The following is a 24,924-nucleotide window of genomic DNA, read 5'->3' as shown; positions in this document are numbered from 1 at the left end:
ACCCTGCGAAGCCTGATGCTTATTCGACGGGGTGGCCGATCGCGGCGCCGAGCTCGCGCAGCAGGCGGTCGGACACCTGACCGGTGACCTGCATCTTGTGCTCGCGCTCGAATTTCTGGATCGCGGACTGGGTCTCGCCGCTCATCGCGCCCGTGACCTTCAAATTCCCGTAGCCGTATTCGGACAGCGCGCGCTGCACACCGGCGATACGCCGCCCAGCCGGGCTCTGCTGCACCGGAATCGGCGCCGGCGGACGCGCGATGGCGACGGATGGCGGCACCGACGCCGTTTGCTTGACCAGATTGGTCATGGGATCGCCCGAGCGCGGCGTCGATGCGGTCGCCTCAACCGGCTTCTCCGGCGCCTTCTCCGCAGGTCTGGGCTCGGCACGAAACTCCGTCGCTCTTGGCTCGAGCGGCGAGGTATCGGCGCCGACGGGACGCGGACGCGGCAACGGGTTCGACAACGGCAGGGATGACGACGCAGGAAGATTGATCACGGTGCCGAACATCGGCGCCGGATGCCGGCCGGTCTGGAGGAACAGAGCATTGGCAACGATCGCGCTGATGGCGGCAACGGCGACGAGACCGGCCAGCGTATCCTTCGGGCTGTGCAGCAGCACGCGCACCACGAGATTGCGTTCGGTCTCGACGTCGATCACCGCGGCCTTGGCGCCACGGCGGCGCGGAGCGGCTTCGTCCTTGGCAGACTTCTTAGGCACTTTTCTTCACCAGAGCGGGTTGGTCCTGAATTTGGTCGTGAGATTCCTGACGCGGCACCGGCGTCAGCGTCGCGATCTTGCTCTCGCTCGCCTCAGACGTCTTTTGATCGGAAGACGTCTTTTGATCAGAAGTCTTGGCCTGGGGCGGCGTGTAGACGAGCGGCAGCTTGACGGTGACGGCGGTGCCCTCGCCAAGCCTGCTTTGTACCGTCAATTCGCCGAGATGCAACGCCACGAGGCTCTTCACGATCGAAAGTCCGAGGCCGGTTCCTTCGTGACGGCGCTGATAAGTCTTGCCGGCCTGGAAGAACGGCGCGCCGACGCGCTTGAGATCGTCAGGCGCGATGCCGATTCCGGTGTCGCTGATGCCTAGCGCAAGCTGCGAGCCCGACACCGCGGCTGTTACGGTGACCTGACCGCCGCGCTCGGTGAATTTGATGGCGTTGGCGACGAGGTTGAGCACGATCTGCTTGAAGGCGCGCGGATCGCCGGTCATGAAAGGCAGGTCCTGCGGCGCATCGGTGACGAGATCGACGCCGTTCTCCCGCGCCTTCAGCGCCAGCAGATTGCAGCAATGCATCAGCGATGCACGCGGCGCGAACGGCTCGGAGGCAATCTCGAAATTGCCCGATTCCATCTTGGACATGTCCAGGATGCCGTTGACGACCGAGAGCAGATGCTGGCCGGAATCGTTGATGAGCTGGGCGTATTCCCTGCGCTGGGCCGCGCCCAGCATCAAGGTCTGCTCCTGCGCGATCATTTCGGAGAAGCCGATGATTGCGTTGAGCGGCGTGCGCAGTTCGTGGCTCATGGTGGCGAGGAAGCGCGTCTTGGCGGCGTCGGCCTCCTCGGCGGCGCTGCGCGCCCGATCGAGTGCCTGCTCGGAAAGCTTGCGGTCGGTGACATCGCGCATCACGGCGACGACATCGGCCTCGCGCGTGGCATCACGGCCCGCATCCTGATCGAGCGGGCGACAGCGCAACTCGACCCAGATGAAATCAATTTGGCCACGCTCCGAGCCGACAGGCTCCCGGCGCAACCGGAACTCGACACTGCGTACGTCGCCGCGCGCGGCATCGGACAGCGCCGTCAGATACGCCGGACGATCGGCGACATGGACCCGGTCGAACAGGCCGTGGCCGAGCAGTTGAGCGACGGGCACACCGAGCATGGCTTCCACCGCCGGCGAGATGAACTGCACCGCGCCGTTGCGCCGATGCCGCGAGATGACGTCGCTCATGTTCCGCGCCAGCAGGCGGTAACGCTCTTCCTCACGCAACAGCAGCGCAAAGCTGGTGCGCGCGAGCGATTCCGCCCCGAAGGCGAGGCCTGCGGCATAGAGGGTCGCCGAGGCGACGCCGAACGCCATCAGCACGCCGCGCTCCGCGGCGCTGGTGTCGCCAATCGGCAGCCAGCCGAGCTGGCTGACAAGGATGAGGATGCCGGCGCAGGACAGTGCAAGCAGCGAGGCAAAGGCCGCGACACGGCGCGAGGCCGACAACGCAGCTTCGAGGGGAACCACGACCAGCCAGATCGCGGCGAATGATTCGATGCCGCCGGTCGTAACCGCAACCGCCATGATCAGGCCAGCGAGCGCCAGCGACGACAGCACATGCGCGCCTTCATAGCGCCCGGTGCGCGACAGGAACCAGGACAACAGGATCGGCGCGATCAGCCAGGCGAAGGCGGCGACCTCGATCGCGCTCGGCGCGCCGCGCATGGCGAGATAGACCGGGAATGCGGCAAAGGCGGCCAGGCTGCCGAGCAGACGCGGCGCCATGAAGGCACGATGGCGTGCTCGCGTCAGCGCGTCGTAACGCGCGGAGGGATGCAGCAGCGCATCGAGACAATCGCGGATGATACTCAAAACTGTCACGGATCTCGCGCTTCGGCTTACTCGTCGAGAAGACGTGCCGGAACGCCTCTCCTTATCGTGAGGTCACCGTGTCAGAGCGACCTTAAACGAACACTAAGGCGATGCGGCGTGCCGCCGGACACCGTGTCATCGCGGGGCTTTTTAGACGATTTGACGACGTCATCGGCAAGAATGGTGAACGCAGGGTTTCACCGTGATCCGCATGGTTTCGAAATGGTGGATGGGCGTGCCGGCAGAATCACGGGCGTGGGCGTCAATCGAAAATTTACGAGACCCTCGATTTCGAAGATTTTTGCGTAAATTTTCTGCGAATTAAGCGGAAGGCAATCACTTGCGATTTATCGAGAGTTGCTAGGTCCGACATCCGCGGAGATGCCGCGGCGGGATCTAACATACAGGTCGCAAGATGCGCTTTCTGCTTCGCATCACATTCTGGCTCGGGCTGGTGCTGGTGCTCCTGCCGCGGGACAAGACGCCCGAATCGGACAAGCTGCCGCAGATCGGCGCCGCCGACGCGGTGCAGGCTGCGACCGCGGCCGTCTCCGACATGACCCAGTTCTGCAAGCGCCAGCCCGCGGCCTGCGAGGTCGGCGGACAGGCCGCGACCATCATCGGCCAGCGCGCACAGGACGGCGCGCGCAAGATCTACCAGATCATCAACGACAAGAAGGAGCAGCTCGAGAAGCCCGACAAGAAGGCGCCCGACCACACCGGCTCGATCGCGCTGGCCGGCGAAGGCGACACTGCTACGAGCGAAGCGCCGCGCGACACCCTATCCCAGGACGACCTTGCGCTGGAATGGCGCGGCCCGCCGCCTGCGCCAGCGAATTAGCCCCCAAACCCTATCGATTTCACGGCCTAGCGTCCCTATATTGGCCTGAACGGGAACACGGGCCAGCATGACGACGATCGACGAAATCAGGGACAATTTCGAGATTCTGGACGAGTGGGACGACCGCTACCGGTACGTCATCGAGCTCGGCCGTACCCTGGAACCGATGTCCGAGGCTGAGCATTCGGCCGAGAACAAGGTGAACGGCTGTGTCAGCCAGGTCTGGCTCCAGAAGCTGATCGATCATCGCCATGGCGGCGCGCCGATCCTGAAATATCGCGGCGACAGTGACGCCCACATCGTGCGCGGGCTGGTCGCGATCGTGCTGTCGCTTTACTCCGGCCGCACGCCGCAGGAGATTCTTGCAACTGACGCCATTGCCGTGTTCGACGAGTTCGGCTTTCGCGATCATCTGACGCCACAGCGTTCCAACGGCCTGCGCTCGATGGTCGAGCGTATCAAGACCGACGCGAAAGAAGCGCTCGCGGAAGCGTCCTGAGGACCCTCATGGTGAGGAGCGCGGAACGCGCGTCTCGAACCATGACGGCCCCGCTCTCGCCCGCGGCCGTCCTTCGAGACGCCCGCTTTGCGGGCTCCTCAGGATGAGGGCCGAGTGAGCTGATGTAACAGCGGCTCTACTTCCGCTTCCGCTGCTGCTGCCCCAGTCCCATCTGCTTCGCAAGCTGCGAGCGGGCCACCGCATAGTTCGGCGCGACCATGGGATAGTCGGCAGGCAGGCCCCATTTCTCGCGGTATTGCTCCGGCGTCATGTTGTACTGGGTGCGCAGATGGCGCTTTAGCGACTTGAAGCGCTTGCCGTCTTCCAGACAGACCAGATAATCCGGCGCGATCGACTTCTTCAGCGAGACCGCCGGCTTCGCCGGCTCGAGCGGCGCTGTCTCGGTGCGGCCTGACGACACCCGCACCAGGGCACCGTGCACCTGGCTGATCAGGTTCGGAATCTCAGCCGCAGGCGTCGGATTGTTGCTGAGATAGGCCGACACGATGCTCGCCGTCAGCTCAATGAAATTCTTAGCCCCGGCATCCGACATGGGCCCGACCTTTCTCGACCTTGCGTCTCACGGGATTGACGACGCGGAAGTATTCCGTGTCAACAATACGTTCGGCTGAAATGAGATGACTGACGAGGCTGGACTGATTTACTGGCGGTGCGACAAGAATAGCCACGCTTTACTTGCCTGCAGCAGATCTCAGGACCGCTGGTCGAGATGGGCGCGCAGCTCGTCGATCGAGGCAAAGCGCATCATGCCCTCGGGCATCTGCGCTTCGATCGAGCCGTCGGAATAGAGCGAATAGCCCATGCCATCGACGATGCCGGATTTGAGCACGGTCACGGGCGCCTGCTCGACCGCTGGAGCCGGCTCGGGTGCAGGTGGAGGAGCAGCCTCCGCGAAGGTCGACGGCGAGCGCGGCGGCGGGCGCCGCGAGGCGGCCGGCGGCTCCTGAGGCCTCATACGGTCCGGCTTCGGCCAGGCGTCGTCAAAGCTCGCAGGCGGACCATCCGGTGCGTCAGGCGCCGCCGGCGGCTCCGCATGCGGCAGCGGCGGCACGCCCTCGCCGCCCTTCGCCTCCGCGCGCTCGCGCTCCTTGCGGGAGGTCGAGGCGAACATCAGGTTACGCCGGCGCGGCGGTTCCGCAGCCTCAGGCAGGACCGGAACTTCCGGTTCCGGCGACGGCTCGATGCGCGGACGCTCCCGCGCGGCCGCTTCGTTCTGCCACGGCGGCGGCCCTGAGGCAGGCAATGGCGGCGTCGGCTCGATCTTCGCTGCGCCCACCGGCTCGGGCGCGGGCGTTCCTGGCATCCCGGGGCCCGGCAGGACGGGCCTGACCCGAACATCGGACGGTGCGACTGATCCAGTCAGCCGGCGCGCGATGCCCTTCAGTTCCGCGACGACGACGTAAAGGCCGGCCAGTAACATCCCGGAGCAGACGCCGATCGAGCCGGAGATTATGAGGGTGCTGCCGAGACTGAATTCCCTGACGGTAAAGCCAAACAGGATCGCAAGGAGGCCCGCCAGAACGGCGAAAATCCCCGCGATCAACAATACCAACGCCATCGAACTCACCCCCGGTCGCGCAGCCATACGCGACACCCGTCACGCCACGATATCGTCATACCGTGTTCCACGCCAACGTCGAATTGAAGCCTCTGTTCCTGAAGGGAAGGATATCAGGCACTTATTCACATTCCCTTCAGCTACGGTTCGCTAGTTCTAAGTAGCTCCCAAGTTGGTCGGATTTGCTGCGTCGCATCAGGAATTTAGCCATAATGCCCAATTACTTGGTAATGGAACTGCGCTATAGGGATTCCGGGGAGCAGGCCCGCGCGCACCAGCAGGGCCAAGCGGGGATTCCGGGTCACCAATAGCCATGACATCCATCACGACTTCGGCGATCGATACGCCTCTGCGGCGCTCGGTTGAACGGACTTGCGACGATCTCGCCATGCTGGTGCTGGCTGCGGTCGCCGTCATTGCAGGCTTGACCTTCCGCGACTACGGGCTCGGCTGGGACGACTACACCCACGCTGAATATGCCGACCTGTTGCTCCGCATGTTCGGTTCCGGTTTCAAGGACACCGCGGCACTCTCCTTCGCCAACCTCTATATGTATGGCGGCGGCTTCGACATGGTCGCGGCCCTCCTGCACAAGGTGATTCCGCTCGAGCTGTTCGAGACGCGCCGTTTGGTCGGCGCCGTCGTCGGCGTGATCGGGCTTGCGGTGACGTGGCGGCTCGGCCGCCGCATCGGCGGCCCCCTTGCGGGACTTGCCTCGCTCCTGCTGCTCGCACTCTGCCCGATCTTCTACGGCCACATGTTCATGAATCCGAAGGATGCGCCCTTCGCGGTGGCCATGATCATCCTGATGCTGGGTCTGGTCCGCCTCGCCGAAGAATATCCGCAGCCTTCGCCGCGCACGATCCTGATCGTCGGCCTTGGCGCCGGCCTCTCGCTCGGCACCCGCATCCTTGGCGGCCTTGCGCTGGTCTATGCCGTGATCGGCTTCATGCCGCTGTTCTTGGAGGAACTGCGTAGCGAGGGTCTGCGCGAATCGGTCCGCCGCTTCGCTCATGTCGTCTATTTGTTGCTGCCCGGCCTCGTGCTCGGCTACCTCGTGATGGGGCTGATCTGGCCGTGGTCGATCATGGAGCCCGGCAATCCCTTCGAGGCGCTGACCTACTTCTCGCACTTCTTCGAGAAGCCCTGGAAGGAGATGTTCGACGGCGCGATCGTGTCCGTGCCCGACATGCCCTGGTCCTATCTGCCGACGCTGTTCGCGCTTCAACTGCCCGAAGTGATGCTGGTGCTGATGTTCGGCGCCGTGATCGGCACCTTCGCGATGCTGCCGCGCCGCGAGATTCCAGCACGCCGCAAGACCATCCTCTTGATGCTGACGCTCGCCGCGACCCTGCCACTCGCGATCGCGATGGTGAAGCGACCGGCGCTGTACAACGGCATCCGCCATTTCGTCTTCGTGATCCCGCCGATGGCGGTGCTCGGCGGCGTCGCCTTTGGCTGGGCCATCGAGCGCCTGCGCGCCAATCACCGCACCTGGCAGCCGGTCGTGCTCGCCACGTTCTGCTTTGGCCTTGCGCTCTCGCTCGCCGAGATGATCCGGCTGCATCCGTATCAATACACCCACTTCAACCACATCGCCGGCACCGTGCGCGGCGCCGACGATCGCTTCATGCTGGATTATTGGGGCCTCGCGCTGAAGCAGGCCTCCGACGAATTGCGTGAGCAGCTCGTCGAACGCCAGGAAGTGCCGCCGCGCAACCGCAAATGGAAGGTCGCCGTGTGCGGCCCGCAGCGCCCCGCCCAGGTCGCGCTCGGCCCCGACTTCACCATCGGCTGGGATTCCCATGCCGCCGATTTCGCCATGACGCTCGGTGAGTTCTACTGCAAGGGCCTCACCGCGCCCGTGCTGGTCGAGATCAAACGCGACGACGTGGTGTTCGCCCGCGTCTACGACATCCGCGGCAGCAGCATTTCCAGCCTGCTCTCGATCCCGGCGCCGTAATAATTTTCTCCATGCGGGCCACGCCTAACTGCCGCGCTTTCAGCGCCTTGCCGCCGGCCGTCACCAAGACTACGCTCCCGCTCCGCAACAACGATGTTCGGAGGGATAACCCATGTCGCCAGCGGAAGCGCGTCTGAAGGAAGTGCCCTCGAACATGACGGAGGCCGAGTGGCAGCAACGGGTCAATCTCGCCGCCTGCTATCGGCTTGTCTCGCTCTACGGCTGGGACGATCTGGTCGACACCCACATCTCCGCGCGCGTACCCGGCCCGGAGCATCATTTTCTCATCAATCCCTACGGGCTGATGTTCGACGAGATCACGGCGTCGAGCCTCGTCAAGGTCGATCTGCACGGCAACCAGCTCTCCGAGAGCGAGTACAGCATCAACCCGGCCGGCTTCACCATCCATTCGGCGATCCACGAGGTGCGCGAGGACGCGATCTGCGTGCTGCATCTCCACACCCTCGACGGCACCGCGGTGTCGAGCAGCGCCGAAGGCCTGCTGCCGCTGAACCAGACCGCCCAGCTCGTCACCCACGACCTCGCCTATCACGACTATGAAGGCATCGCGCTCGACCATGACGAGCGGCCGCGGCTCCAGAAAGATCTCGGCGACCACAACCACATGCTGCTGCGCAACCACGGCACGATGACGGTCGGCCGCTCGGTCGCCTCGGCCTTCGAGCGCATGTATCACCTCGAGCGCGCCTGCTCGATGCAGGTGCGTACGCGCGCGCTGGGCACGCCGGTCTATCCGGTCGACGACGTCGCAATCGACAAGAACACCGAGCTGCTCGCCAACCGCGACCGCGCCGAGCTGCGCGCTACCAACCTGGTGTGGCCGCCGCTGCTCCGCAAGCTCGACCGCGAGCTTCCGGGCTACCGGTCTTGAAATTTTCCAGATTTGGTGTAAGGTAGCGGTCAACTAACCTCTACACCTTTTCGAATAAAACGCCGTCCAATTCCGGGCGGCGTTTTTATTTGGTGCGGCCTCCTCTGCTCGTCATTGCGAGGAGCGCTTGCGACGAAGCAATCCAGAGTCGCCCGGTGGAGGGATTCTGGATTGCTTCGCTTCGCCGCTTCGCTCGCAATGACGAGCGAGATAGAGTTTTCGCCCTACTTCACTTCCGCGAGCGCGGCGAGGATGCGGGCCCAGGAGCGGATGCCTTTCTGGAAGCTGCGCAGGTCGTACTTCTCGTTCGGCGAGTGGATATTGTCGTCGTCCAGGCCGAAGCCGACGAGCAGCGAGTCGAGGCCCAGCGTGCGCTTGAAATCGGCGACGATCGGGATCGAGGCGCCCGATCCCATCAGCACGGTCTCCTTGCCCCATTCCTCGGTCAGCGCGGTCTTGGCCGCGGCGAGCGGCTTCATGTTCCAGTCGAGCGCAATCGCAGGCCCGGCGGAATGGTCGCCGAATTCAACTCTGCAATCTCCCGGAATCCGCGCCGACACATACTCGCGGAAAGCCTTGCGGATCTTCGCGGGATCCTGGCCTTCGACCAATCGGAACGACACCTTTGCCGATGCGTGTGACGGAATCACCGTCTTGGAGCCCTCGCCGATATAGCCGCCCCAGATGCCGTTGACGTCGCAGGTCGGACGCGTGGAAGCCTGCTCGACCAGGAGCCGGCCCTTCTCGCCGGCCGGTATCGATAGCCCGACTGGCTTGAGGAACGTCTCCGGCGTGAAGTCGAGCTTCTTCCACTGCGCGAGAATGTCCGGCGGTGCATCCTTCACCCCGTCATAGAAGCCGGGGATGGTGATGCGGTTGTCGTCGTCGAACAGGCTGCCCAGAATTTTGGTCAGCACCCGGATCGGGTTCATCGCCGTACCGCCGAACACGCCTGAATGCAGGTCGCGATTGGCGGCGGTGATCTTCAGCTCTTCGTAGAGCAGGCCGCGCAACGACGTCGTGATCGCCGGCGTGTCGCGATCCCACATGCCGGTGTCGCAGACCAGCACGTAGTCCGCCCCAAACTCGGCCTTGTTGGCTTCGATGAATGGCACGAAATTCTTCGAGCCGACCTCTTCCTCGCCTTCGATCAGGAAAGTGACGTCAATCGGCAGCGAGCCCGTCACCTTCTTCCAGGCACGGCAGGCCTCGACGAAGGTCATGACCTGGCCTTTGTCGTCTTCGGCGCCGCGCGCGACGATGATCTTGCGGCCGTCTGCATGGTCGGTGACAACAGGCTCGAATGGCGGACGGTGCCAGAGATCGAGCGGATCGACGGGCTGCACGTCGTAGTGACCGTAGAACAGCACATGCGGCCGGCCACCGGCGACACTCTTGCCGACGACCGCGGGATGGCCGGCGGTCGGCCTCACTTCAGTCGCAACGCCGAGGCTCGCGATGTCCTTGGCCAGATGTTCGGCCGCCGCCTTGCAATCCGCCGCGAAGGCGGGATCGGCGGAGATCGACTTGATCCGCAACAGCGAGAACAGACGCTCCAGGCTGTTGTCGAAATCCTTGTCGATGTGGTCGAGCACGGATTGAAGCTGTGCATTGGCCATGGTCGTGTTCCCTGCGTTCAAGATGTCTTGGCTTTTAGCGCTGCCGCGGCCTTGGGACCAGCCGCATCCGGCGGATGGCGGATGTGCCATGCGAGGCTACCTGCGAGGACCGCCGTGGCGACGAGGTTATTGCCCCAGGCCTGAAAGACATTGGGAAACCACGGCAGCGACAGCAGCATGAGCACGCCGGCGGCGCCTAGGGCGAGCCAGGTTCCCAGGCGTACGTTCGCCCGCTCGTCGAAGGCGGCGCGATGCATCAGCACCGTCATCGGGAAGAACAGCCACATGAAGTAGTATTGCCGCGCCAGGGGCGATGCCACCGTCATCAGGCAGAACAGGATGCCGAGCTCTTCGGCGTCCGACCGCGCCGTTCGCCGCCCCTGCCGTGGCATGATCGCGACGAAGGCGAGTCCGAGCAACGCCGACAGCACCAGCACGATCCAGTTCGCCGTCCTGTAATCGACGTCAATGACATTCATCGTGCGCGGCGGCTTGTTGGCATCTTCCTGATTGTAGTTGATCGGCCGGACCAGCCGGTGCGTGACAGCAATGAGGGACTGGTTCACCCACGACCAGTTCTGCTCGTCGCGCTGGCCAAATCCCTTTTCCGAGCTCGACCCGACCATGCCCTGATACCAGGTCTTGAGCTCGGCGGCGTTGCGCTCGAAGCCGCGAATGGGTGCCGGCACGACATAGAGAAGCATGCCGGTGAAGGTAATTGTTGCAACGGCGGCCCCCCACTTCCGTCGCCAGACCAGATAGGGCAGCACCGCAATGGGAAACACCTTGATGGCGGTGGCGAGCGCGAACATGAAGCCTGCAAGCCAGGAGCGCTGATGCTGCAAGCTCCAGAAGCCGTAGAGCATCATCGCCAGCAGGACGAGGTTCGGCTGGCCGAGATCGAACATGTCGAACACGAAAGTCACGGTGACGAAAGCGGGCAGCGCCTCCAGCCAGGGGCCGGGCCTGTGGCCCGAACCGGTCATGGCGTTGGAAAACATTCCCGTGTACCACCACGCCACAATATTCAGGATCGACAGCACGGTGTAGAGCGCGACCTTGCCGAACCAGCTCGGGATCGCCAGCAGGATTGCCGGCAGCGGTGGGTAGATGAACTCGAAGTACTCATGGATGTCGTCGGGATAGAGCGGCCCACCCTGCAAGACCTGCTGCCCGGCCCAGTACCACAGCCCGTAATCCTTGGTCTTGCCATGCCCGAAGATCTCGGGACCGAGGACGTCGGCGGCCAGGATGAAGCAGCAGAGCAGGAAGAGCAGGTCGAGCGGCGCACGCAGCGACAGGGTTCGGAGTGCGCCGGGTTCGGCGAAAGATTCAGGTGAGGTCACGGTGTGGTCCAGTCATGGGCCATAGCACCTAGCAGACCGATGGACGCTTGGAGAGTCCTGTTCACCCGAATTTGTTCCCGTCGCGCATCAGGCAACTTCCCGAAAACGGCCTGATACGGCGAACGGCCTAAAACGGCGACTGCATGCCTAGCGCCGCAGCAAGCCGCCGAGCGCGCCGCGGACCAGCGTGCGGCCGATCGAGCCACCGAGCTTGCCGGCGACCGATTTGCCGATATTGGCCGCCATCCCCCCGATCACCTGGTTGGTCACCGATCGGGTCATGTCGCGCGCGATGACCTGGCCCGTCGACAGGCGGCCGCGCTTGACGTTGGTGCCGAAGATGGTGCCGACGATCGAGCCGATCTGGCCGAGGATGCCGCCGCCTCCACCGCCCGCCGCGCCTGGATCGGCAGGCGCAGCCGTGCCGGCAATGCGCTTCTGGATCATCTCGTAGGCGGACTCATCATCAACGGCGGTGTCGTATTTGCCCTTCACCGGGCTTGCATCCATGATCGCCTTCCGCTCTGCCGGCGTAATCGGTCCGATCCGGGCCGAGGGCGGCCGGATCATCACCCGCTCGACCATCGCGGGCGTGCCGTTGCCTTCGAGAAAGGACACCAGCGCCTCACCCTTGCCGAGCTCCATGATCACCTTGGCGGTGTCGAGCTTCGGGTTGGGCCGAAAAGTCTGGGCCGCGGCGGCGACCGCCTTCTGGTCGCGCGGCGTGAAGGCGCGCAGCGCGTGCTGCACCCGGTTGCCCAATTGCCCGAGCACGCGGTCGGGCACGTCGACCGGGTTTTGCGTCACGAAATAAACGCCGACGCCTTTGGAGCGGATCAGACGCACCACCTGCTCGATCTTGTCCATCAGCGCCTTGGGCGCGTCGTTGAAAAGCAGATGCGCCTCGTCGAAGAAGAATACCAGCTTCGGCTTTGGCAAATCGCCGGCCTCCGGCAGCTCCTCGAACAGTTCTGACAACATCCACAGCAGGAATGTCGCGTAAAGCCGTGGGCTCTGGAGCAGCTTGTCGGCGACGAGAATGTTGACCATGCCGCGGCCGTCGCGGTCGGTCTTCATGAAGTCTTTCAGCGTCAGCGCCGGCTCGCCAAAGAATTTGGTGCCGCCCTGGTTCTCCAGCACCAGAAGCTGGCGCTGGATGGTGCCGACGGTGGCCTTGGTGACGTTGCCAAAACCCTGCGCGGCTTTGCGAATCTCGGCGAGCGGATCCGCCGCGGCGTCCGGCCCCTTCTTGCTGCTGTCGGGCACGATGGCATCGAGTAGCGCCCGCAAATCTTTCATGTCGATCAGGACAAGGCCGTTGTCGTCGGCGACGCGGAAGGCGACGTTGAGCACGCCTTCCTGCACGTCGTTCAGGTCGAGCATGCGTGCAAGCAGCAGCGGGCCCATTTCCGTGACGGTCGCCCGCACCGGGTGTCCCTGCTCGCCGAATACGTCCCAGAACACCGTCGAGAACTGGTCCGGCTGGAATGTCAGCCCCATCTCGGTGGCGCGCTTGAGGATGAAGTCTTTGGCTTCGCCAACCTCGGAGATGCCGGAGAGGTCACCCTTGATGTCGGAGGCGAAGACCGGAACGCCGGCGCGCGCAAATCCTTCCGCCATGACTTGCAGCGTCACCGTCTTGCCGGTTCCCGTTGCACCCGTGACGAGGCCGTGGCGATTGGCGAGCGCCAGCGTCAGCCACGCCTGCTCGTCTCCCTTGCCGACGAAGATCTTGTCGTCGGTGTCGCCGAGCTCGCTGTCCTGTGCGGTCATTATTCTCTCTGATCTCTCTGCCGTGTTTCGCGTATCGAAACTCGAATGCACCAGTTCCGTACTTTAACGCATGTTGCGCGCCGATTAAAACCATTCAACGCGCTCCAAGCATGCGACATTATCGGAAACATGCGAGCAGCATCCGTCGAAAGTAGGAACGACGCATTTGCACCGCGGCATTTTTTCGCCGATTCCATCTCCGCTCTTGCATAGCTGCAACACTTGCCGCGCGTTCGAGAGTGAATCGGAACGTTGGTGGCGTTCATCGCTTGTATTTCACATCGCACCGGCTCAAGATCATTTTCGAAAACAATACCCGGCATGTGAACCGGCTGAGGGGCAGGCCATATGGACGAGCTGATCGGACGGCTGGCGACAATCGCCAGCATAGATAGTGCTGACGCTGAAAAGACGATCGGCATTATCCTGGGCTTCCTCCGCAACGAGGGGCCTTCCGACAGTGTCCAGACCCTAATCGATCATATCCCCGGTGCGGAGGCCGCAATCGAGGCGTCCAGGAGCGGCGGCGGACTGTCGCGGCTGATGGGCGGCGGCCTGATGGCCGTCGGCACGCGCCTGATGGGCCTGGGACTTGGCATGTCCGAGATTCAGAACGTCGCCCGTGAACTTTTTCGCTTCGGCCGAGACAAAATCGGAGCGGATCAGATGGGCAAGATCATCGCGGGGACACCGGGCCTCAGCCAGTTCGCCTGAAGCTTGCGCATTTCATATCGAGTATCATGACATATCCGATCTCCGAGATTGAGGGCCTGTCGACCTTTGCCGCCAACAAGTTGAAGGCGCAAGGTATCCGCACAACCGACGCGCTGCTCGAAGCGGCCTCAACCGTGAAGGGCCGCAAGGCGCTCTCCGCCAAGACCGGCATCAGCGAGCAGCTGCTGTTGGAATGGGCCAACGTCTCCGACTACATGCGTATCCCCGGCATGGGCAGGGCCAAGGTCGGACTGGTCCGCGCCGCCGGCGTCACCACCGTGCGCGAGCTCTCCTATCGGAATCCGGCAAGGCTCGCCCAGAGCATGCGCGATGCCAACGAAAAGAAAAAGCTCCTCCGCATCCTTCCTTCCGAGAAGTCGGTCGGCGACATCATCGCCAAGGCGAAGAAGCTGCCGCCGAAGATTTCGTATTGATGGTAGCTCCGTCATCCCCGCGCAACCGCGAAGCGGTTGTCGGTTGAGGTGCGAGGCACGGGACGCGACGCGTCCTGTGGAGAGCCTTGAAGGATGAACGGCCACCGCTGCCACCACTCGGAGAACGTCGGGCCGTCGCCCTTCGAGGGCCGCTGAAGAAGCGGCCAGCTCAGAATGGTGATAGAGTGGCACGTATTTGCGCTCCCCTCCCTTCTTGACTCCCCCTTCCCGACCGCGCAAAGCGACGCGCATGAATGCCTCGCTTTCCCCATCCGTCCCGGCGGCCGGTTCAGTCGGGCCTGACGTGCTGCGGACGCTTCTCGAGCGGCCGATCCCGGCGGTGATGGGCGTGCTCAACATCACCCCGGATTCCTTCTCCGACGGCGGCGAATTCATCGCGCCCGAGCAGGCAATCGCGCGGGCGCGGGCCATGATCGAGGCCGGCGTCGACATCATCGATATCGGTGCCGAGTCCACCCGGCCCTACAAGGGTGCCCGGCCGGTCACGGCGGAAGACGAACTGGTACGGCTCAAGCCGGTGCTGGCAGGCGTCGTGTCGCTCGGCGTGCCGGTCTCGATCGACAGCATGAAGGCGGAGGTGGTGGCGTTCGCGCTCGCCCAGGGCGCTGCGATCGCCAACGACGTCTGGGGCCTGCAACGCGACGCCGGCATGGCGTCGCTGGTGGCCGCCAAGGGCGTCCCCGTCATCGTCATGCACAACCGCGACAGCGTCGATCCCGCTATCGACATCATCGCGGACATGACCGTGTTCTTTCAGCGCTCGCTCGACATCGCGGCACAAGCCGGCATCGCCCGCGACAAGATCGTGCTCGATCCCGGCATCGGCTTTGGCAAGACGGCCGAGCAGAGCATGACCGCGCTGGCGCGGTTGCGTGAATTCGACATGTTCGGCCTGCCGGTCCTGGTCGGCGCCTCGCGCAAGCGCTTCATCGCTTCGGTGTCGCCGTCGGAGCCGAAAGAGCGGCTCGCCGGCTCGATCGCCGCGCATCTGATCGCCGCGCAGCGCGGCGCAAAAATCATCCGGACCCATGACGTCGCCGAGACCTTGCAGGCCCTGCGAGTGGCGCACGCAATCGAGAGCAAGCCATGACCGATACGATCTTCGTAACCGGCCTGTCGATCCATGCCCGTCACGGCGTGATGGAGCACGAGACCGAGGTCGGCCAGCGTTTTGTCATCGACCTCGAGCTTTATACGGACCTGTCGGAGCCTTCGCGCAGCGACCGGCTCGCCGACACCGTGTCCTACGCCGACGTCGTGGCGACCACGACGGCCGCGTTCAAGAACACCAATTACAAGCTGCTGGAGCGCGCGGCCGGCGCGGTGGCCGACGCCATCCTGTCGCACTTTCCGCGCATCCGTGCGGTCAAGATCACCGTGCACAAGCCGCATGCGCCGATCGCCGCGATCTTCGACGACGTCGGCATCATGCTGACGCGCTCGCGGCAGCCCTGACATGGCAAGCGTGCTGATCGCACTCGGCGGCAATGTCGGCAATGTCCGCGCGACGGTCCAAAAGGCGATCGCCCATATCTGCGGCATGGCGCAAGCTGCGATGATCGCGCGCTCGTCGGACTATTCGACGCCGCCTTGGGGCGACGAAGACCAGGATCCCTTCATCAACGCCTGCGTCGAGATCGAGACCGATCTCGATCCGCACGCGCTGCTGTTCGTAATGCAGAAGGTCGAGCAGAAATTCGGCCGCACGCGCGACAAGGAGCGGCGCTGGGGCCCGCGCACGCTTGATCTCGACATGATCGCCTATGACGATGTGTCGTTTCAGAAGCCCGATTTGACGTTGCCGCATCCGCGCCTGTTCGAGCGCGCCTTCGTGCTGGTGCCGCTGGCCGAGATTGCGCCCGACCGCGTGATCGCCGGCATTCGTGTGCGCGACGGGCTAGCCAGCGTCTCGACGCAAGGCATTGAGCGGCTTCCGGATACCGGTTAACCAAAAACAACCGTTTGCAGGGACGGCCGGCCGTGGCAATTTCGACCGCGCACAACAAGATTTCCGGGAGCCCTTGGCCGTATGACCTCCGTGACTGACGACCTGCCGCTGGCGGCGGATTTTCCCAAGGCGACCGTCGAAGACTGGCGCAAGCTGGTCGATGGCGTGCTGAAGGGCGCGCCGTTCGAAAAGCTGGTCGGCAAGACCTATGACGGTGTCAGGATCGAACCGCTCTATCCGCGCGCCAAAGGCGTTGCGCCCGTGGTGGGGCGGCCGGCGGCGGCGCCCTGGCAGATCATGCAGCGGATCGACCATCCCGATGCAAGTGCGGCGAATGCGCAAGCTCTGACCGATCTCGAAAATGGCGCGACGGGGCTTGCGCTGGTGTTCGCCGGCGGCAATGGCGCCCACGGGTTCGGGCTGGAACCGACCGCAGACGCAGTCGCAAAGATCTTGAAGGACGTCCATCTCGATGCCGGCATCGGCCTCGAGCTTGAGATCGGTCCGCAATCGCGGATGGCGGCGATCCATCTCGCGGAATATGTGAAGGGCAACGGCATCGATCCCGGTGCCTGCGATATCCGCTTCGGGCTCGACCCGCTCGCGGCCGGCGCGGTGTGGGGCCACAGCCCTTATAGCTGGGAGGAGATCGTTCCTGCCGTCACCGGCGGCATCAAGGGTCTCGTCGCGCTCGGCTTCAAGGGGCCGTTTGCTTCGGCCGACGGACGCGTGATCCACGATGCCGGCGGCTCCGAGGCGCAGGAGCTCGCCTTTGTGCTCGCCTGCGGTGTCGCCTATTTGCGCGCGATTGAAGGCGCCGGCGTTCCGCTGGAGCAGGCGCAGGGCATGGTCTATGCGCGGCTTGCGGCGGATGCAGACCAGTTCCTCACCATGGCAAAATTCCGCGCGCTGCGGCTGCTCTGGGCGCGCATCGAGACGGCGTGCGGGCTCACGCCAAGGCCATTGTTCGTCGCCGCCGATACCGCCTGGCGCATGCTGACGCAGCGCGATCCCGATGTGAACATGCTGCGCGCGACCATGGCGACGTTTGCGGCGGGACTCGCCGGCGCCAACGCGATCACCGTGCTGCCGCACACGCTGGCGCTGGGTCTGCCCGATCCGTTCGCGCGGCGCGTGGCCCGCAACACGCAAGCCGTGCTGCTGGAAGAAAGCAATCTCGCCAAGGTCAGCGATCCCGCGGCGGGCGCAGGCGGCATCGAGACGCTGACGGCGCAGCTCTGCGACGCGGCCTGGGCACTGTTCCAGGAGAGCGAGAAAGCCGGCGGCACTTTTGCCGCGCTTCAGCAAGGCGTGTTCCAGAGCAAGGTCGCGGCCGCGCGAAAAGCGCGTGAGGCCAACATCGCAAAGCGCCGCGACGTGTTGACCGGCGCCAGCGAGTTCCCGAACCTGCATGAGCGCGAGACGGCGGTGCTGAACGCGACGCCGGTCGCGCTCGCGCCCTACGGCGAGCAAAAATACAAGTTCGACGCGCTGTCGCCGATCCGGCTTGCGGAACCGTTCGAGGCGCTGCGCGACAAATCGGACGCGGCGTTGAAGGCGCGCGGCGCGCGGCCAAAAGTGTTTCTGGCCAATCTCGGCACGCCCGCCGATTTCACGGCGCGGGCGACCTTTGCCAAAAGCTTGTTCGAGACCGGCGGCATCCAGGCCGTCGACAGCGAGGGCTTTGCCGATCCTTCCCAGTTAGCTGCCGCGTTCAAGGCCTCCGGCGCCGAGTGCGCCTGCCTTTGTTCCAGTGACAAGGTCTATGCGGAACACGCCGAAGCCACGGCAAAGGCCCTGCAAACCGCAGGTAGCAGACTTATCTATCTGGCAGGCCGCCCGACGGATACCGAGGCGGCGCTGCGTGCCGCCGGCGTCACGGGCTTCGTCTTCGCCGGTGGCGATGCGCTTGCGACATTGCAGGACGCCTATCGACGGATGGAGCAGCCATGACGGAAGCAGGCAAACCCGTTCTCACCGGCGGCTGCCAATGCGGCGCGGTCCGCTTTGCGTTGACGGAAGCACCCAACAAGGTTTCGATCTGCCACTGCCGGATGTGCCAGAAGGCCAGCGGCGCGCCGTTCGCCTCCTTTGCCGACATCAACAAGCCGGACTTTGCCTGGACCAAGGGGAAGCCGTCGTTCTTCCGCTCCTCATCCATCGCCGAACGTGGCTATTGCGCCGCCTGCGGCACGCCGCTGAGTTTTGGCCGCATCGACGGCGACCGGATCGAGATCATGACCGGCGCCTTCGATCGCCCCGACCAGATCGTACCGACGCGGCAGTATGGCACCGAATCCCGCCTAGGCTGGGTCGTCGGCATCTCCAATTTGCCGAGCCAGACCACGCAGCAGAATTACGGACCGGAGAAGATGGCGACCATCGTCAGCCATCAGCATCCGGACCATGATTGAGCGCCTATGATATGGTTGAAACCATGAGCCGCATTCCGAACTTCGCAGACATCGCCTTCGAGCGGACCACAAGCGCCGCGCCATCAGGTAGCGCCGAGCCGTGGCTGACGCCCGAGGGCATTCTGGTGAAACCTGCCTATGGCGAGGCCGATCTCGCCGGACTTGATTTCCTCGAGACCTATCCGGGCATCGCGCCCTATCTGCGCGGCCCCTACCCGACCATGTATGTCAACCAGCCCTGGACCGTCAGGCAATATGCCGGCTTCTCCACGGCGGAGGATTCCAACGCATTCTACCGCCGCAACCTCGCGGCCGGACAGAAGGGTCTTTCGGTCGCCTTCGATCTCGCCACCCATCGCGGCTATGACAGCGATCATCCGCGCGTCGGCGGCGACGTCGGCATGGCCGGCGTTGCGATCGATTCCATCTACGACATGCGCACGCTGTTTGCGGGGATTCCGCTCGACCAGATGAGCGTGTCCATGACCATGAACGGCGCGGTGCTGCCGATCCTCGCGCTCTACGTCGCCGCCGCGGGCGAACAGGGCGTGGCGCCGGAAAAGCTCTCAGGGACAATTCAGAACGACATTCTGAAAGAGTTCATGGTGCGCAACACCTATATCTATCCGCCTGCGCCCTCGATGCGGATCATCTCGGACATTTTTGCATACACCTCGCAGAAAATGCCGAAATACAATTCGATCTCGATCTCCGGTTATCACATGCAGGAGGCTGGCGCGACGCAGGACCTCGAGCTCGCCTATACGCTGGCCGACGGCGTCGAATATCTTCGCGCCGGCCTGGCGGCGGGCCTCGACGTCGACCGCTTCGCGCCGCGGCTGTCGTTCTTCTGGGCGACCGGCATGAACTTCTTCATGGAAGTCGCCAAGATGCGCGCCGCGCGGCTGCTCTGGGCGAAGCTGCTCAAGCCGTTCAATCCGAAAGACCCGCGTTCGCTCTCGCTGCGCACGCATTGCCAGACATCGGGCTGGTCGCTGACCGCGCAGGACGTCTTCAACAACGTGATGCGCACGACGGTGGAGGCGATGGCGGCAACGCAAGGCCATACCCAGTCGCTGCACACCAACGCGCTCGACGAGGCGCTGGCGCTGCCGACCGACTTTTCGGCACGCATCGCCCGCAACACCCAGCTGTTCCTGCAGCAGGAGAGCGGCACCACCCGCATCATCGATCCCTGGGGCGGTTCGTATTATGTCGAGCGCCTCACACGTGATCTCGCCGCCAAGGCGTGGAGCCATATCCAGGAGGTCGAGGAGCTCGGCGGCATGGCGAAAGCCATCGAGGCCGGCGTGCCGAAACTGCGCATCGAGGAGGCCTCGGCCAAGACCCAGGCCCGGATCGACGCCGGCAAGCAGGCCGTGATCGGCGTCAACAAGTACAAGCCGACGGACGAAGCCCCGATCGACATTCTCAAGGTCGACAACACCAATGTCCGCCGGCTCCAGATCGACAAGCTGACGCGGCTGAAATCCGAACGCGACCAGAAGGACGTCGACGCCGCCCTCGCAGCACTCACGCGCTCGGCCGGCGAAGGCAAGGGCAATCTGCTCGCGCTCGCCATCGACGCCGCGCGCGCGAAGGCGACCGTCGGCGAGATTTCGGACGCGATGGAAAAGGTGTTCGGCCGGCACCGCGCCGAGATCAAGTCGATCACCGGCGTCTACAAGCGGGAGGCGTCCAGCATGGGTAACCGGGCCGAGAAGGTTCAGGCGCTGATCGACGCCTTCGAGGAAGCCGAAGGCCGCCGCCCACGCATCCTGGTCGCAAAAATCGGCCAGGACGGTCACGACCGCGGCCAGAAGGTGATCGCGTCGGCCTTCGCCGACATCGGCTTCGACGTCGACATCGGGCCGCTATTTGCGACCGCCGACGAAGCCGCACGGCAGGCAGTCGAGAACGACGTGCACATCCTCGGCGTCTCCTCCCTCGCCGCCGCCCACCTCACGGCGGTACCGGAATTGAAGGCCGCGCTGAAGAAGCAGGGCCGCGACGACATCATGATCATCGTCGGCGGCGTGGTGCCGCCACAGGATTACGACGCGCTCTATGCGGCCGGCGCCGAAGCGATCTTCCCGCCGGGCACGGTGATCGCGGACGCGGCCGAGGAGCTGATCCGCAAGCTGAACGCCCGGCTCGGACATAGCGAGGCGGCGGAGTAGCGTCGCCGTCGATCTCAGGCAAGAAGGACATTGCGTGATATTTTCCGCGCCAACGTTCACGCACACACTGGCTGTGATCGCAGCTTGCGGCGCGTTGTTGGGTCCCTCTCTCGCCGCCGACCCCAAACCCGACGCCGTCATCAAAAACAAGAGCATCGAGGCGCGCGTCTTCCTCGACGACAAGATCAAGCTGCCCCGACGCTGGCGGCGGATTGTCTCGCTGAGGGCAAAAAGTGGCTCGACAAGAACGCGGCTGAAGCTGCCGCCTCGCGCAAAGAGGATCCGCAGTTCTTTAAGGACGGCGGCTGGGACTTTGAGCGCAAATATGCGATCCGCTCCGTCGTCGCCGAGCGCTATGTCAGCATTCTCCGCAACGACTACATGGATACCCACGGCGCCCATCCCAATTCGGACGTGAACACGATCCTGTGGGACAAGGCAGAGAACAAGCGCATCTCGATCCGCCCGTTCTTCACCGAGACCGCCGACAACGGCCCAACCATGAAGGCGATGGTGAAGGCCGTGATCGCCTCGCTGAAGTTCGAGAAGAAGAAGCGCGATACCAGCGAGACCGCGACCGATGAATGGTTCAAAAGCGTGGAGCCGAGCCTGCTCAAGATCGGCGCTGTGACGCTCGCGCCTTCGACCGATGCGGGCAAGAGTTCCGGGCTCACCTTCCACTACCCGCCCTATGCAGTCGGACCCTACGCCGAGGGCGAATATGTCGCATTCGCGCCGTGGGAAACGCTGAAGCCTTATCTCACCGCGGAAGGCACCCGTATGTTCGGCGGCGCGCGGCCGAAGGCCGACGTGGAAGAGCCGCAGTGACCATCGTTTGAGCAGCGCCGCATTGCTCACAACGCGCTGGTAGCGCTACCTTGCAGCGGCGCTGCAAAGCCGACTAGAATGCCGCCATTGACAAGAGCGCCCGGTATCACGGGCGCCGCTGGGAGGCATTGATGTCCAAGATTACGCGCCGCACCTTTGCGGCTTCATCTGCCGTGGTTGCAGCATCCGCTGCATTCGGCCTTAGACCCGCTCTCGCACAGGCCTATCCGGCGCGGCCGGTCACCCTGATCGTGCCCTGGGGCGCGGGCGGCGGCACCGACGCGACTGCGCGGATTGTCGCAGCACTTCTGGAAAAGGATCTCGGCCAACCCTTCAACGTCGTCAATCGCACCGGCGGGTCCGGCGTCGTCGGCCATACCGCGATCGCGACCGCGCAGCCCGATGGCTACACCATCGGCATGCTCACGGTCGAAATCTCGATGATGCACTGGCAGGGACTGACCGAACTGGCGCCGAAGAGCTACACCCCGCTGGCGCTGATGAACGAGGACCCGCCGGGCATCCAGGTCTCCTCGTCCTCGCCCTACAAGACGGTGAAGGAGCTCGCCGAGGCGATCAAGGCGGCCCCTCCCGGCAAGTTCAAGGCCTCGGGCACCGGCCAGGGCGGCATCTGGCATCTCGCGCTGGTCGGCTGGATGCAGGCGATGGGCCTGCCCGCCAACCAGGTCGCCTGGGTGCCGTCGAACGGTGCCGCCCCCGCGATGCAGGATCTCGCCGCCGGCGGCCTCGACCTCACCACCTGCTCGGTGCCGGAAGCCCGCGCCATCATCGAGGCCGGCAAGGCCAGGAGCCTTGCCATCATGGCGCCGGCGCGCAATCCGATCTTCAAGGACGTGCCGACGCTGAAGGAGGCGATGGGCATCGACTACGCGACCGGCGCCTGGCGCGGGATCGGCGCGCCAAAGAACCTGCCGCCGGAGATCGCGACGAAGCTCACCGCGGCGCTGAAGAAGGTTTATGACTCCGCCGAGTTCAAGGACTTCATGAGCAATCGCGGCTTCGGCACGGTGTGGGGCGATGCCGGCCAGTTCGGCAGCTTCATGGACAAGGGCGACGCCCAGATGGGCGAGGCGATGAAGGCGGCGGGTCTGAGCAAGGCGTGATCCGGCATCCGGCACCGGGATGATGCCGGGATTGTACGCGCTGATCGCCTCTCCCCGCGCGCGGGAAGAGGGAGAACTTCTTTCATAGGACTCCTCCCATGCGTCTTCCCGACTCGGTCACGGGATCGTTTCTCGTCGTGCTCGGCGCAGCTTCTGCCTATGGCGGCTGGCTGCTGCCGCCGGTGCCGGGGCAGCCGGTCGGCCCCAACGTGTTTCCGCTCGTGATCGGCATCGGCCTTGCGCTGTGCGGGCTCGCGATCGTGTTCGGCATCGGTCACACCTTCGAGGAGGAGGAAGAGCTGATCCCGCTCGAGGACGGCCAAGCCGCCGCAGCAGCGCCGCCGCAGGGCAAGTTCTACAGCCTGCGCGCGCTGCTGCCGCCGGCGCTGCTGCTGTTCTACGTGGTCGCGGCCGACCGGCTCGGCTTCATCATCACCGCGGCGATCATGGTCTATGTCACCTCGACTGCGTTAGGGGCGAAGTGGAAGCTGGCGCTGCCGCTCGCCGCGCTGTCGCCCTTCGCCATCCATCTCATCTTCGGCAAGCTGCTGCGCGTGCCGCTTCCCGCCGGCCTGCTGCCGACGCCCTGGTGAATTCATGCTGAAAACCCTGATTGAAGCGTTCGCACTGATCTCCACCTGGGAGGTCATCATCGCGATGTTCGCAGCCTCCGTGTACGGGCTCGTGATCGGCTCGCTGCCGGGCCTGTCGGCGACGATGGCAACCGCCCTGCTCGTCCCCGTCACCTTCTATCTCTCGCCGATCGCGGCGATCGCGACCATCGTCGCCGCGTCCTCGATGGCGATCTTCTCCGGCGATATCCCCGGCGCGCTGCTGCGCATCCCGGGCACGCCAGCCTCCGCAGCCTATGCGGACGAGGCCTACGCCATGACGCGCAAGGGACAGGCCGAGCTCGCGCTCGGGGCCGGCGTGTGGTTCTCCGCGGTCGGCGGCATCGCCGGCGTGCTGTCGCTGATGATCCTGGCGCCGCCACTGGCCGAGATCGCGCTGTCGTTCTCGACCTTCGAATATTTCTGGCTGGCGTTGCTCGGCCTGATGTGCGCGACGCTGGTGGCGCGATCCTCGCCCGTGAAGGCGATCGCGGGCATGTTCCTTGGCCTGCTGGTCTCCTGCATCGGCATCGAAAATCCCGGCGGCGTGCCGCGCTTCACCTTCGGCCTCACCGATCTGTTCGGCGGCATCGAGCCGATCCCGGCACTGGTCGGCGTGTTCGCGGTGGCGCAGGTGATGCGCGCGATGCTGACGCCGGAGCCGCCGCCGCTGCCGCGGCGCAAATTCGGAAGCATCATGGCCGGCCAGTGGAAACTGACCAAGCAATACCATTGGCAGATGACGCGCGGAAACATCGTCGGCATCATCATCGGCGTACTGCCTGGCGCCGGCGCCGACATGGCCGCCTGGGTCTCCTATGCGATGTCCAAGCGCTTCTCCAAGGAGCCGGAAAAATTCGGCACCGGCCATGTCGAAGGACTGGTCGAGGCCGGCGCCAGCAACAACGCCAGCATCGCCTCGGGCTGGGTGCCCTCGCTGCTGTTCGGCATTCCCGGCGACACCATCGCCGCGATCGCGATCGGCGTGCTCTACATGAAGGGGCTCAACCCCGGGCCGACGCTTTTCACCGAGAAAGCGTCGAGCATGTACGCGATCTACCTGATGTTCATCATCGCGAACATTTTGATGATCCCGCTGGGCATCGCCATGATCCGGATCGCCGCCTACATCCTGCTGGCACCGCGCTCCGCAATCATGCCGATCATCATGCTGTGCTGCGCTGTCGGCTCGTTCGCGATCGGCAACAACATGTTCGGCGTCGTCACCGTCGCCGCCTTCGGCATCATCGGTTATGTGATGGAGGCCAACGGCTATCCCGTCGCCGCGATGGTGCTCGGCATCGTCATGGGCACCATGGTCGAGCAGGCTTTCGTGACCTCGCTGATCAAGTCCGACGGCAGCATCCTGCCGTTCTTCGAGCGCCCCGTCGCCGCCATCCTCGCCGCCATGGCGATCGGGGCGCTGCTGTGGCCGGTGATGGTCTGGGCGTGGCGGAAGCTGAAACCGGTACGGACGGGAGTGGCGGCGACATCCCGGTGATATCGGGCGAGCAACCCTCGCCTGCCCCGCCGGGGCGTTGTAAAGCAGG

At 64.4% G+C, this 24,924-nt stretch carries 22 protein-coding genes and 1 pseudogene; 16 read left to right on the top strand and 7 right to left on the bottom strand.

Annotation, left to right across the window (positions count from 1 at the left end):
- Nucleotides 1-19 precede the first annotated feature (19 nt).
- Complete coding sequence (locus IVA74_RS29135) at nt 20-721, bottom strand: peptidoglycan-binding protein (RefSeq protein ID WP_247349915.1); 702 nt, start codon at nt 719-721, stop codon at nt 20-22.
- A complete protein-coding gene (locus tag IVA74_RS29130) occupies nt 714-2,597 on the bottom strand; it encodes an ATP-binding protein (RefSeq protein ID WP_247349914.1) in 1,884 nt (627 codons plus the stop codon). Before IVA74_RS29130 ends, IVA74_RS29135 begins: the two co-directional genes overlap by 8 nt.
- A 406-nt stretch (nt 2,598-3,003) precedes the next feature.
- Between IVA74_RS29130 and IVA74_RS29125 the strand changes: the two genes are divergently transcribed.
- Nucleotides 3,004-3,429 carry a DUF5330 domain-containing protein gene (locus IVA74_RS29125; RefSeq protein WP_247349913.1) on the top strand — a complete coding sequence of 142 codons (426 nt, stop codon included), beginning with the start codon at nt 3,004-3,006 and terminating at the stop codon, nt 3,427-3,429.
- Between the two features lie 67 nt (nt 3,430-3,496).
- Nucleotides 3,497-3,928 carry a SufE family protein gene (locus IVA74_RS29120; protein WP_247349912.1) on the top strand — a complete coding sequence of 144 codons (432 nt, stop codon included), beginning with the start codon at nt 3,497-3,499 and terminating at the stop codon, nt 3,926-3,928.
- Nucleotides 3,929-4,064: 136 nt separating this feature from the next.
- On the opposite strand, the gene IVA74_RS29115 is transcribed toward IVA74_RS29120, so the two are convergent.
- Nucleotides 4,065-4,481, bottom strand: coding sequence for a MucR family transcriptional regulator (locus IVA74_RS29115; protein ID WP_036005917.1), 417 nt, complete (start codon nt 4,479-4,481; stop codon nt 4,065-4,067).
- A 159-nt stretch (nt 4,482-4,640) separates the two neighbouring features.
- Nucleotides 4,641-5,507 carry a DUF308 domain-containing protein gene (locus IVA74_RS29110; RefSeq protein WP_247349911.1) on the bottom strand — a complete coding sequence of 289 codons (867 nt, stop codon included), beginning with the start codon at nt 5,505-5,507 and terminating at the stop codon, nt 4,641-4,643.
- 313 nt (nt 5,508-5,820) lie between these two features.
- Here IVA74_RS29110 and IVA74_RS29105 point away from each other — a divergent pair, with 313 nt between their 5' ends.
- On the top strand, nt 5,821-7,470 hold the full coding sequence (locus IVA74_RS29105; RefSeq protein ID WP_247349910.1) for a glycosyltransferase family 39 protein: 1,650 nt from the start codon (nt 5,821-5,823) through the stop codon (nt 7,468-7,470).
- A 112-nt stretch (nt 7,471-7,582) separates the two neighbouring features.
- Nucleotides 7,583-8,362, top strand: a complete 780-nt coding sequence (locus IVA74_RS29100) for a class II aldolase/adducin family protein (RefSeq protein WP_247349909.1) — start codon at nt 7,583-7,585, stop codon at nt 8,360-8,362.
- A gap of 224 nt (nt 8,363-8,586) precedes the next feature.
- On the opposite strand, the gene IVA74_RS29095 is transcribed toward IVA74_RS29100, so the two are convergent.
- The 3 genes from IVA74_RS29095 to IVA74_RS29085 form a co-directional block, all read right to left on the bottom strand.
- Nucleotides 8,587-9,981, bottom strand: a complete 1,395-nt coding sequence (locus IVA74_RS29095) for a M20/M25/M40 family metallo-hydrolase (RefSeq protein ID WP_247349908.1) — start codon at nt 9,979-9,981, stop codon at nt 8,587-8,589.
- Nucleotides 9,982-9,998: 17 nt separating this feature from the next.
- Nucleotides 9,999-11,327: a glycosyltransferase family 87 protein gene (locus IVA74_RS29090; RefSeq protein ID WP_247349906.1), complete on the bottom strand. Its 1,329-nt coding sequence runs from the start codon at nt 11,325-11,327 to the stop codon at nt 9,999-10,001.
- A 147-nt stretch (nt 11,328-11,474) separates the two neighbouring features.
- A complete protein-coding gene (locus tag IVA74_RS29085) occupies nt 11,475-13,100 on the bottom strand; it encodes a helicase HerA-like domain-containing protein (RefSeq protein ID WP_247349905.1) in 1,626 nt (541 codons plus the stop codon).
- Nucleotides 13,101-13,448: 348 nt separating this feature from the next.
- Between IVA74_RS29085 and IVA74_RS29080 the strand changes: the two genes are divergently transcribed.
- From IVA74_RS29080 to IVA74_RS29025, 12 genes and pseudogenes are all read left to right on the top strand, one after another.
- Nucleotides 13,449-13,814 carry a DUF2267 domain-containing protein gene (locus tag IVA74_RS29080; protein ID WP_247349904.1) on the top strand — a complete coding sequence of 122 codons (366 nt, stop codon included), beginning with the start codon at nt 13,449-13,451 and terminating at the stop codon, nt 13,812-13,814.
- 26 nt (nt 13,815-13,840) lie between these two features.
- Nucleotides 13,841-14,248 (top strand): DUF4332 domain-containing protein, encoded by a 408-nt coding sequence (locus IVA74_RS29075; protein ID WP_211394090.1) that lies wholly within the window; start codon nt 13,841-13,843, stop codon nt 14,246-14,248.
- A gap of 250 nt (nt 14,249-14,498) precedes the next feature.
- Complete coding sequence (gene folP / locus IVA74_RS29070) at nt 14,499-15,359, top strand: dihydropteroate synthase (protein WP_247349903.1); 861 nt, start codon at nt 14,499-14,501, stop codon at nt 15,357-15,359.
- Entirely contained in the window at nt 15,356-15,724 is a 369-nt protein-coding gene (gene folB, locus IVA74_RS29065) for a dihydroneopterin aldolase (RefSeq protein ID WP_247349902.1), read from the top strand. The genes folP and folB overlap by 4 nt, the downstream gene beginning before the upstream one ends.
- 1 nt (nt 15,725) lies before the next feature.
- On the top strand, nt 15,726-16,217 hold the full coding sequence (folK, locus tag IVA74_RS29060) for a 2-amino-4-hydroxy-6-hydroxymethyldihydropteridine diphosphokinase (protein ID WP_247349901.1): 492 nt from the start codon (nt 15,726-15,728) through the stop codon (nt 16,215-16,217).
- Nucleotides 16,218-16,298: 81 nt separating this feature from the next.
- Nucleotides 16,299-18,170 (top strand): methylmalonyl-CoA mutase family protein, encoded by a 1,872-nt coding sequence (locus IVA74_RS29055; protein ID WP_247349900.1) that lies wholly within the window; start codon nt 16,299-16,301, stop codon nt 18,168-18,170.
- Nucleotides 18,167-18,631 (top strand): GFA family protein, encoded by a 465-nt coding sequence (locus tag IVA74_RS29050; protein WP_247349899.1) that lies wholly within the window; start codon nt 18,167-18,169, stop codon nt 18,629-18,631. Before IVA74_RS29055 ends, IVA74_RS29050 begins: the two co-directional genes overlap by 4 nt.
- Before the next feature lie 23 nt (nt 18,632-18,654).
- Complete coding sequence (gene scpA / locus IVA74_RS29045; protein ID WP_247350250.1) at nt 18,655-20,811, top strand: methylmalonyl-CoA mutase; 2,157 nt, start codon at nt 18,655-18,657, stop codon at nt 20,809-20,811.
- 67 nt (nt 20,812-20,878) lie between these two features.
- A pseudogene (locus IVA74_RS29040) lies at nt 20,879-21,639 on the top strand (RsiV family protein).
- Nucleotides 21,640-21,770: 131 nt separating this feature from the next.
- Nucleotides 21,771-22,763, top strand: a complete 993-nt coding sequence (locus IVA74_RS29035; protein ID WP_247349898.1) for a tripartite tricarboxylate transporter substrate binding protein — start codon at nt 21,771-21,773, stop codon at nt 22,761-22,763.
- Nucleotides 22,764-22,861: 98 nt separating this feature from the next.
- Nucleotides 22,862-23,356, top strand: coding sequence for a tripartite tricarboxylate transporter TctB family protein (locus IVA74_RS29030; RefSeq protein WP_247349896.1), 495 nt, complete (start codon nt 22,862-22,864; stop codon nt 23,354-23,356).
- 4 nt (nt 23,357-23,360) lie between these two features.
- The gene (locus IVA74_RS29025) at nt 23,361-24,875 is read left to right on the top strand and encodes a tripartite tricarboxylate transporter permease (RefSeq protein ID WP_247349895.1); all 1,515 of its coding nucleotides are present in this window, start codon (nt 23,361-23,363) and stop codon (nt 24,873-24,875) included.
- Nucleotides 24,876-24,924: the final 49 nt, after the last annotated feature.

This window comes from Bradyrhizobium sp. 132 (assembly GCF_023074185.1).
GTDB lineage: Bacteria > Pseudomonadota > Alphaproteobacteria > Rhizobiales > Xanthobacteraceae > Bradyrhizobium.
The sequence above is the reverse complement of the archived record's forward strand: the minus strand, read 5'-3'. Positions and strand labels throughout refer to the sequence as shown.

What these genes read in the sequence shown, in the direction of transcription:
- folB (WP_247349902.1), top strand. Translation starts at nt 15,356, where the DNA reads ATGACCGATACGATCTTCGTAACCGGCCTGTCGATCCATGCCCGTCAC.
- IVA74_RS29050 (WP_247349899.1), top strand. Translation starts at nt 18,167, where the DNA reads ATGACGGAAGCAGGCAAACCCGTTCTCACCGGCGGCTGCCAATGCGGC.
- folK (WP_247349901.1), top strand. Translation starts at nt 15,726, where the DNA reads ATGGCAAGCGTGCTGATCGCACTCGGCGGCAATGTCGGCAATGTCCGC.
- IVA74_RS29110 (WP_247349911.1), bottom strand. Translation starts at nt 5,507, where the DNA reads ATGGCGTTGGTATTGTTGATCGCGGGGATTTTCGCCGTTCTGGCGGGC.
- IVA74_RS29105 (WP_247349910.1), top strand. Translation starts at nt 5,821, where the DNA reads ATGACATCCATCACGACTTCGGCGATCGATACGCCTCTGCGGCGCTCG.
- IVA74_RS29030 (WP_247349896.1), top strand. Translation starts at nt 22,862, where the DNA reads ATGCGTCTTCCCGACTCGGTCACGGGATCGTTTCTCGTCGTGCTCGGC.
- IVA74_RS29025 (WP_247349895.1), top strand. Translation starts at nt 23,361, where the DNA reads ATGCTGAAAACCCTGATTGAAGCGTTCGCACTGATCTCCACCTGGGAG.
- IVA74_RS29075 (WP_211394090.1), top strand. Translation starts at nt 13,841, where the DNA reads ATGACATATCCGATCTCCGAGATTGAGGGCCTGTCGACCTTTGCCGCC.
- folP (WP_247349903.1), top strand. Translation starts at nt 14,499, where the DNA reads ATGAATGCCTCGCTTTCCCCATCCGTCCCGGCGGCCGGTTCAGTCGGG.
- IVA74_RS29115 (WP_036005917.1), bottom strand. Translation starts at nt 4,481, where the DNA reads ATGTCGGATGCCGGGGCTAAGAATTTCATTGAGCTGACGGCGAGCATC.
- IVA74_RS29100 (WP_247349909.1), top strand. Translation starts at nt 7,583, where the DNA reads ATGTCGCCAGCGGAAGCGCGTCTGAAGGAAGTGCCCTCGAACATGACG.
- IVA74_RS29095 (WP_247349908.1), bottom strand. Translation starts at nt 9,981, where the DNA reads ATGGCCAATGCACAGCTTCAATCCGTGCTCGACCACATCGACAAGGAT.
- scpA (WP_247350250.1), top strand. Translation starts at nt 18,655, where the DNA reads ATGAGCCGCATTCCGAACTTCGCAGACATCGCCTTCGAGCGGACCACA.
- IVA74_RS29120 (WP_247349912.1), top strand. Translation starts at nt 3,497, where the DNA reads ATGACGACGATCGACGAAATCAGGGACAATTTCGAGATTCTGGACGAG.
- IVA74_RS29080 (WP_247349904.1), top strand. Translation starts at nt 13,449, where the DNA reads ATGGACGAGCTGATCGGACGGCTGGCGACAATCGCCAGCATAGATAGT.
- IVA74_RS29125 (WP_247349913.1), top strand. Translation starts at nt 3,004, where the DNA reads ATGCGCTTTCTGCTTCGCATCACATTCTGGCTCGGGCTGGTGCTGGTG.
- IVA74_RS29055 (WP_247349900.1), top strand. Translation starts at nt 16,299, where the DNA reads ATGACCTCCGTGACTGACGACCTGCCGCTGGCGGCGGATTTTCCCAAG.
- IVA74_RS29035 (WP_247349898.1), top strand. Translation starts at nt 21,771, where the DNA reads ATGTCCAAGATTACGCGCCGCACCTTTGCGGCTTCATCTGCCGTGGTT.
- IVA74_RS29085 (WP_247349905.1), bottom strand. Translation starts at nt 13,100, where the DNA reads ATGACCGCACAGGACAGCGAGCTCGGCGACACCGACGACAAGATCTTC.